General features: G+C 76.5%; 5 protein-coding genes and 1 pseudogene. 5 read left to right on the top strand and 1 reads right to left on the bottom strand.

Annotation, left to right across the window (positions count from 1 at the left end):
* The 4 genes and pseudogenes from ABTY20_RS34615 to ABTY20_RS34600 form a co-directional block, all read left to right on the top strand.
* A pseudogene (locus tag ABTY20_RS34615) lies at positions 1-250 on the top strand (hypothetical protein); the annotation flags it as partial.
* A gap of 98 nt (positions 251-348) precedes the next feature.
* Entirely contained in the window at positions 349-975 is a 627-nt protein-coding gene (locus ABTY20_RS34610; RefSeq protein WP_352001118.1) for a YigZ family protein, read from the top strand.
* Positions 976-1085: 110 nt separating this feature from the next.
* Entirely contained in the window at positions 1086-2249 is a 1164-nt protein-coding gene (locus ABTY20_RS34605; RefSeq protein ID WP_352001117.1) for an exonuclease SbcCD subunit D, read from the top strand.
* Positions 2246-5239: an AAA family ATPase gene (locus tag ABTY20_RS34600; protein ID WP_352001116.1), complete on the top strand. Its 2994-nt coding sequence runs from the start codon at positions 2246-2248 to the stop codon at positions 5237-5239. The genes ABTY20_RS34605 and ABTY20_RS34600 overlap by 4 nt, the downstream gene beginning before the upstream one ends.
* A gap of 7 nt (positions 5240-5246) precedes the next feature.
* Here the strand turns inward: ABTY20_RS34600 and ABTY20_RS34595 are convergent, their stop codons facing one another.
* Positions 5247-5693 (bottom strand): Lrp/AsnC family transcriptional regulator, encoded by a 447-nt coding sequence (locus ABTY20_RS34595; RefSeq protein ID WP_352001115.1) that lies wholly within the window; start codon positions 5691-5693, stop codon positions 5247-5249.
* Positions 5694-5786: 93 nt separating this feature from the next.
* Here ABTY20_RS34595 and ABTY20_RS34590 point away from each other — a divergent pair, with 93 nt between their 5' ends.
* A complete protein-coding gene (locus tag ABTY20_RS34590; RefSeq protein WP_352001114.1) occupies positions 5787-6260 on the top strand; it encodes a rhodanese-like domain-containing protein in 474 nt (157 codons plus the stop codon).
* The last annotated feature ends 95 nt before the right edge of the window (positions 6261-6355 follow it).

Raw genomic sequence — 6355 nt, 5'->3', positions numbered from 1 at the left:
CACCCTCGACCGCTGGCGCCGGGCGGTCGCCGACTGGGCGCGCCGGCCCTCACGGCCGGTCCCCGACGCGGTCCGCGCCGGTCTGCGCACCGCGTGGGAGGACGATCTGGACACGGCCGGCGTGCTGGGCGTCCTGTGCGCGGTGGAGACGGACCCCGGCCTGGCGGACGGCGCCCGCTTCGAGACGTACGCCTACGCCGACCGGCTGCTCGGCCTCGACCTCACCCGCGACCTGGGAGCCCCGGCGTGATCGGACGGGCCGGGACCGCCGCGCCGTCCTCCCGACGTCGCCGACCGTGCCCCGGGGCGGACGCCGGCGGGCCGCGCGGGGACGCATAGGCTGGCCGGATGCAGGACGAGTACCGCACCGTCGCCCGCGCGGGTGTGCACGAGACCGAGATCAACCGCTCCCGCTTCCTGTGCGCCCTCGCCCCGGCGGCCACCGAGCGGGAGGCGCAGGACTTCATCGCCGCCGTCCGCAAGGAGCACGCCGACGCCACCCACAACTGCTGGGCGTACGTCATCGGCGCCGACGCCTCCACCCAGAAGGCCAGCGACGACGGCGAGCCCGGCGGCACCGCCGGCGTGCCCATGCTCCAGATGCTGCTCCGCCGCGACATGCGGTACGTCGTCGCCGTCGTCACCCGCTACTACGGCGGCGTCAAGCTCGGCGCGGGCGGCCTGATCCGGGCGTACGGCGGATCGGTCGGGGAGGCCATCGACACCCTCGGCACGATCACCCGCCGCCGCTTCCGCCTGGCCACGGTCACCGTCGACCACCAGCGCGCCGGCAAGGTCCAGAACGACCTGCGCTCCACCGGCCGCGAGGTCCGTGACGTGCGCTACGCCGAGCAGGTCACCATCGAGGTCGGTCTCCCGGACGCCGAGGTGGACGCCTTCCGCGCCTGGCTCGCGGACGCGACCGCCGGGACGGCCGGGTTCGAGCTGGGCGGGGAGGCGTACGGCGACGCGTGAGCGGCCCGCCGTGCACGGCCACGGGCGGACGGACGCGGGCCGGGGCATGACGGAGCGATACGGGAGCAACCGTCCGTGCCGTCGGGGTCGCCGGTTACGCTGCGGGAATCATGAGACTGCTGCACACTTCCGACTGGCACCTCGGCCGGTCCTTCCACCGGGTCGGCATGCTCGGTGCCCAGGCCGAGTTCATCGGCCACCTCGTCGGCACCGTGCGTGAGCGCGGGGTGGACGCGGTGGTCGTGTCGGGAGACGTGTACGACCGCGCGGTGCCGCCGCTCGCCGCGGTCGAGCTGTTCGACGACGCCCTGCACCGCCTCGCCGGCCTCGGCGTCCCGACGGTGATGATCTCCGGCAACCACGACTCGGCCCGCCGCCTCGGCGTCGGCGCCGGGCTCATGGGACGCGCCGGCATCCACCTGCGGACCGAACCGTCCGCGTGCGGCACACCGGTGGTGCTGTCCGACGAGCACGGCGACGTCGCCTTCTACGGGCTGCCGTACCTCGAACCCGTCCTGGTGAAGGACGTCTTCGGAGTGGAGAAGGCCGGCCACGAGACGGTGCTGGCCGCCGCCATGGACCGGGTCCGCGCGGACCTCGCCGCCCGCGCGCCCGGCACCCGCTCCGTCGTCCTCGCGCACGCCTTCGTCACCGGCGGCGAACCCAGCGACAGCGAGCGGGACATCACCGTCGGCGGGGTGGCCGCCGTGCCCGCCGGGGTGTTCGACGGCGTCGACTACGTGGCGCTGGGGCACCTGCACGGCTGCCAGACCCTCACCGAGCGGGTGCGCTACTCCGGCTCCCCGCTGCCGTACTCCTTCTCCGAGGCCGGGCACCGCAAGAGCATGTGGCTCGTCGACCTGGCCGCCGACGGATCCGTCACCGCCGAGCGCGTCGACTGTCCGGTGCCGCGCCCGCTGGCCAGGATCCGCGGCACCCTGGAGGAACTGCTCGCCGACCCCGCGCTGGCCCGCCACGAGGAGGCGTGGGTCGAGGCGACCCTCACCGACCCGGTCCGTCCCGCCGACCCCATGGCCCGGCTCACCGGGCGCTTCCCGCACACCCTCAGCCTCGTCTTCGACCCGGACCGGGCGGCGGAGGACGCAGGGGTCTCCTACGCCCGCCGCCTCGCCGGCCGGGACGACCAGCAGATCGCCGAGGACTTCGTGACCCATGTGCGCGGCGCCGGGCCCGACGCGCACGAACGGGCCGTCCTGCGGGACGCCTTCGACGCGGTCCGCGCGGACGACGCGGTACGGGAGGTGGCGCGGTGAGGCTGCACCGGCTGGACATGACGGCCTTCGGGCCCTTCGGGGGCGCCCAGAGCGTCGACTTCGGCGAGCTGTCCGGCGCCGGCCTCTTCCTGCTGCACGGCCCCACCGGCGCCGGCAAGACCTCCGTCCTGGACGCCGTCTGCTACGCGCTCTACGGCTCCGTCCCCGGGGCCCGGCAGAGCGGCCAGGGCATGGGCCTGCGCAGCGACCACGCGGCCCCGGGCACGCGCACCGAGGTCACCCTCGAGCTCACCGTCGCCGGACGCCGGCTGGAGATCACCCGGCAGCCGCCCTGGGAGCGTCCCAAGAAGCGCGGCACCGGCACCACCCTGGACAAGGCCCAGACCTGGCTGCGCGAACGCGACGCCGCCTCGGGCGCCTGGAAGGACCTCAGCCGCTCGCACCAGGAGATCGGCGAGGAGATCACCCAGCTCCTCGGCATGAGCCGGGAGCAGTTCTGCCAGGTCGTGCTGCTGCCCCAGGGCGACTTCGCGCGCTTCCTGCGCGCCGACGCCGAAGCCCGCGGCAAGCTGCTGGGCCGCCTCTTCGACACCCGTCGCTTCGCCGACGTGGAGAAGCGCCTCGCCGAACGCCGGCGGGCCGCCGAGTCCCGGGTGCGCGAGGGCGACGCCGGCCTGCTGGCCGACGCGCACCGGATGCAGCAGGCCGCGGGCGGCTCCATGGAGCTGCCCGAGCTGGCCCCCGGCGAGCCGGGACTGGCCGAGGCCGTGCTGGGCGCCGCCGCCGTCGCCCGCAGCACCGCGCGGGAACAGCTCACCGCCGCCCGCTGCCGCCTCGCCACCGCCGAGGCCGCCCTGACCGCCGCCGCCCGGGACCTGGAGGCCGTCCGCGAACGGGACCGGCTGCAACGACGGTTCGCCGAGGCCCGGGAGCGGGCCGCCCGGCTCGAGGAGGGCTCCGGCGCCCGCCGGGAGGCGCGGACCCGCATGGAGCGTGCCCGCAAGGCCGGGACCGTCGCCCCCGCCCTGGAGCTGCGGGACTCCGCCGAGGCCGGGCACCGGCGGGCGGCCGGTGCCGAGCTGCGCGCGCGTGCCCTGCTCCCGGCGTCCCTGGCGGAGGCGGGAGCGGCCGGACTCGCGGCCGCCGCCCGCCGGGCCGCCGAGGAACTGGGCGGGCTGGAATCGGCCCGCCGCGCCGAGCGGCGGCTGACGGAACTCCTCGCCGAGCGCGCCGACCTGGACCGCCAGGAACGCGCCGACGAGGAGGCGCGGGAGGACGCGGAGACCTGGCTCGCGGACTGGGAGCGGACCCGCGCGGATCTGCAGGCCGGCATCGAGTCCGCGCAGCAGGCCGCGGCGCGGGCCGGCGAACTCTCCGTGCGGCGCGACCCCGCGCGGCAGCGGCTGGAGGCCGCGCGGCTGCGCGACCGGCTCGCCGGGGACGCGGAGACGGCCGAGGAACAGGCCCGTACCGCCCGGGAGGAGGCGCTCACGGCGCGGCAGCGCTGGCTCGACCTCAAGGAGCAGCGCCTGAACGGCATCGCCGCCGAACTGGCCGCCGGCCTCACCGACGGCGAGCCCTGCGCGGTCTGCGGCGCCACCGAGCACCCCGCCCCCGCCCGCAAGGTCGACGGACACGTCGACCGCGAGACGGAGGAACGCGCCCTCGCCGGCCACCAGCGCGCCGACGACCTGCGGGCCGAGGCCGAGCGGCGGCTCGGCGCCGTGCGGGAGGCGCTGGCCGCGGCGAGCGCGGAGGCCGGGGACGCCGCCACCGAGCGACTCGCGGCGGAAGCGGACGCGTTGGAGCGGCAGTACGCGCAGGCCCGGGACGCCGCCTCCGTCCTGCACGCCGCGCAGGAGCGGCTGCGCCACGCGGAGCGGGAGCACGAGCTGCGGATCACCGCTCAGCGGGAGGCGGCCGTCCGGGCGGCCTCCCGGGTGGGGCACCGCGAGCGGCTGGACCGGGAACACGCGGCGCTGGAGGAGGAACTGGCGCAGGCGCGGGGGGACGCGGCCAGCGTGGCCGCGCGTGCCGCGCAACTGGAGCGGAGCGTCGCGCGGCTCACGGACGCCGCCGACGCGGCCCGGGCCGCCGAGGAGGCGGCCCAGCGGCTCAAGGAGGCCGACGCCCGGCTCGCCGACGCCGCCTTCCGGGCGGGCTTCGACACCCCGCGGGCCGCCGCCGACGCCCTCCTCGACGACACCGCCCACCGGGCGCTGCAACGGCGCCTGGACGACTGGCAGCAGGAGGAGGCCGCCGTACGGGCCGTCCTCGCCGAACCGGAGACCGCGGCCGCCGCCCGGCAGCCGCCCGCCGACCTCGCCACCGCACAGCGGACCGCCGAGGAGGCCGGCCGCAGGGTGCGCGAGGCGGCCTCCGCACGGGACGCCGCCGACCGGCGCTGCGCCGAACTGGACCGGCTCTCCGCGCGGGCCGCCGCCGCGGTGCGGAGGCTGGGACCGCTGCGCGAGGAGTACGACCGGGTGGCCCGCATGGCGGGGCTCACCGCGGGCACCTCGGCGGACAACGAGCGCAGGATGCGCCTGGAGTCGTACGTCCTCGCCGCCCGCCTGGAACAGGTGGCCGCCGCCGCGACCGTACGGCTGCACCGCATGTCGTCCGGCCGGTACACCCTCGTCCACTCCGACGACCGCACCGGCCGCGGCCGCAGCGGTCTCGGACTGCACGTCGTCGACGCCTGGACCGGACGGGAGCGCGACACCGCGACCCTCTCGGGCGGTGAGACCTTCTTCGCCTCGCTCGCCCTGGCGCTCGGTCTCGCGGACGTCGTCACCGACGAGGCGGGCGGGGTCCGGCTGGACACCCTCTTCATCGACGAGGGCTTCGGCAGCCTCGACGACCAGACCCTCGACGAGGTCCTGGACGTCCTGGACTCCCTGCGCGAACGCGACCGCAGCGTGGGCATCGTCAGCCACGTCGCCGATCTGCGGCGGCGGATACACGCCCGGCTGGAGGTGGTGAAGGGACGCTCGGGCTCGGAGCTGCGCCAGCGGGGGACCCGCTGAGGCCGGCTCACCGCCCCAGCGCGCGGCGCGGCAGCGGCGAGGAGTAGACGACGCTGGTGGTCACCGGGCCGAGGGCGCCGATCCGGCCCGTCACCTCCTCCAGGTGCCGCATCGAACGGACGGCGACCTTGATGACGAAGCAGTCCTCGCCCGTCACGTGGTGCGCCTCCAGGATCTCGGGCATCACGGCGACGAGGTCGTGGAAGGGCTTGTAGTTGCCGGTCGGGTAGCGGAGCCGCACGAAGGCCAGGACCGGCAGCCCGATCCGTTCCGGGTCCACCACCGCCGTGTAGCCCCGGATGACGCCGGCCTCCTCCATCCGGCGCACCCGCTCGGTGACCGCGCTCGCGGACATCGAGACGGCACGGGCGAGGTCGGTGAAACTGGCCCGTCCGTCCCGCTGGAGGACGTCGAGGATGCGCCAGTCGGTGGCGTCCGGGGAATACGCGGTCATGCCCGAGAAGTAGCAGGGGAATCCCGGCCGATCAAGGCGAAGGCCGGGATTCCCCGCTTCAGACCCGGATCCCGCGGGCGTAGTTTCTCTCCCGTGACCACCACCGTGAACTCCGTCCTGCGCGTCGCCCCCGCCTCCCCGGCCGAGGCCGCCGCCCACTTCCGCGCGAGCCTCGCCTTCCACACCGACGTCTCCGACGTGGCCGCCGCCCTCGCGGCCGGCGGCGATCCCGGGTTCGTCCTGGTCGACTCGCGTTCCGCCGAGGCCTGGGACCAGGGGCACGTGCCCGGCGCGGTGCACCTCCCCACCGCGCTGGTCCCCGAGCGGGCCGCGGAGCTCCTGGATCCGTCCGTCCCGGTCGTGACGTACTGCTGGGGCCCCGGGTGCGACGGCGCCGCCCGTGCCGCGCTCGCCCTCGCGGAACGCGGTTACCGGGTCAAGGAGATGCTCGGCGGATTCGAGTACTGGGTGCGCGAGGGATTCGAGTCCGAGACCCGGCGGGGCCGTGAGCGCCGCGCCCCCGACCCGCTGACCGCACCCGTGGACGCCGACGACTGCGGATGCTGAAGGAACCCGTCCGGCTCCGCCCACCGCCCTGACCGGCGACGCCCGCGGCCGCCGTCGCGGCCCTTCGTCCCGCGGGCCGCCGGGGCACGCCCGAG

The organism is Streptomyces sp. NPDC126497, assembly GCF_040302425.1.
In the GTDB taxonomy this organism is placed as follows: Bacteria; Actinomycetota; Actinomycetes; order Streptomycetales; family Streptomycetaceae; genus Streptomyces.
Note: the sequence above shows the minus strand (reverse complement) of the source record. Positions and strands in the feature narration are given on the sequence as shown.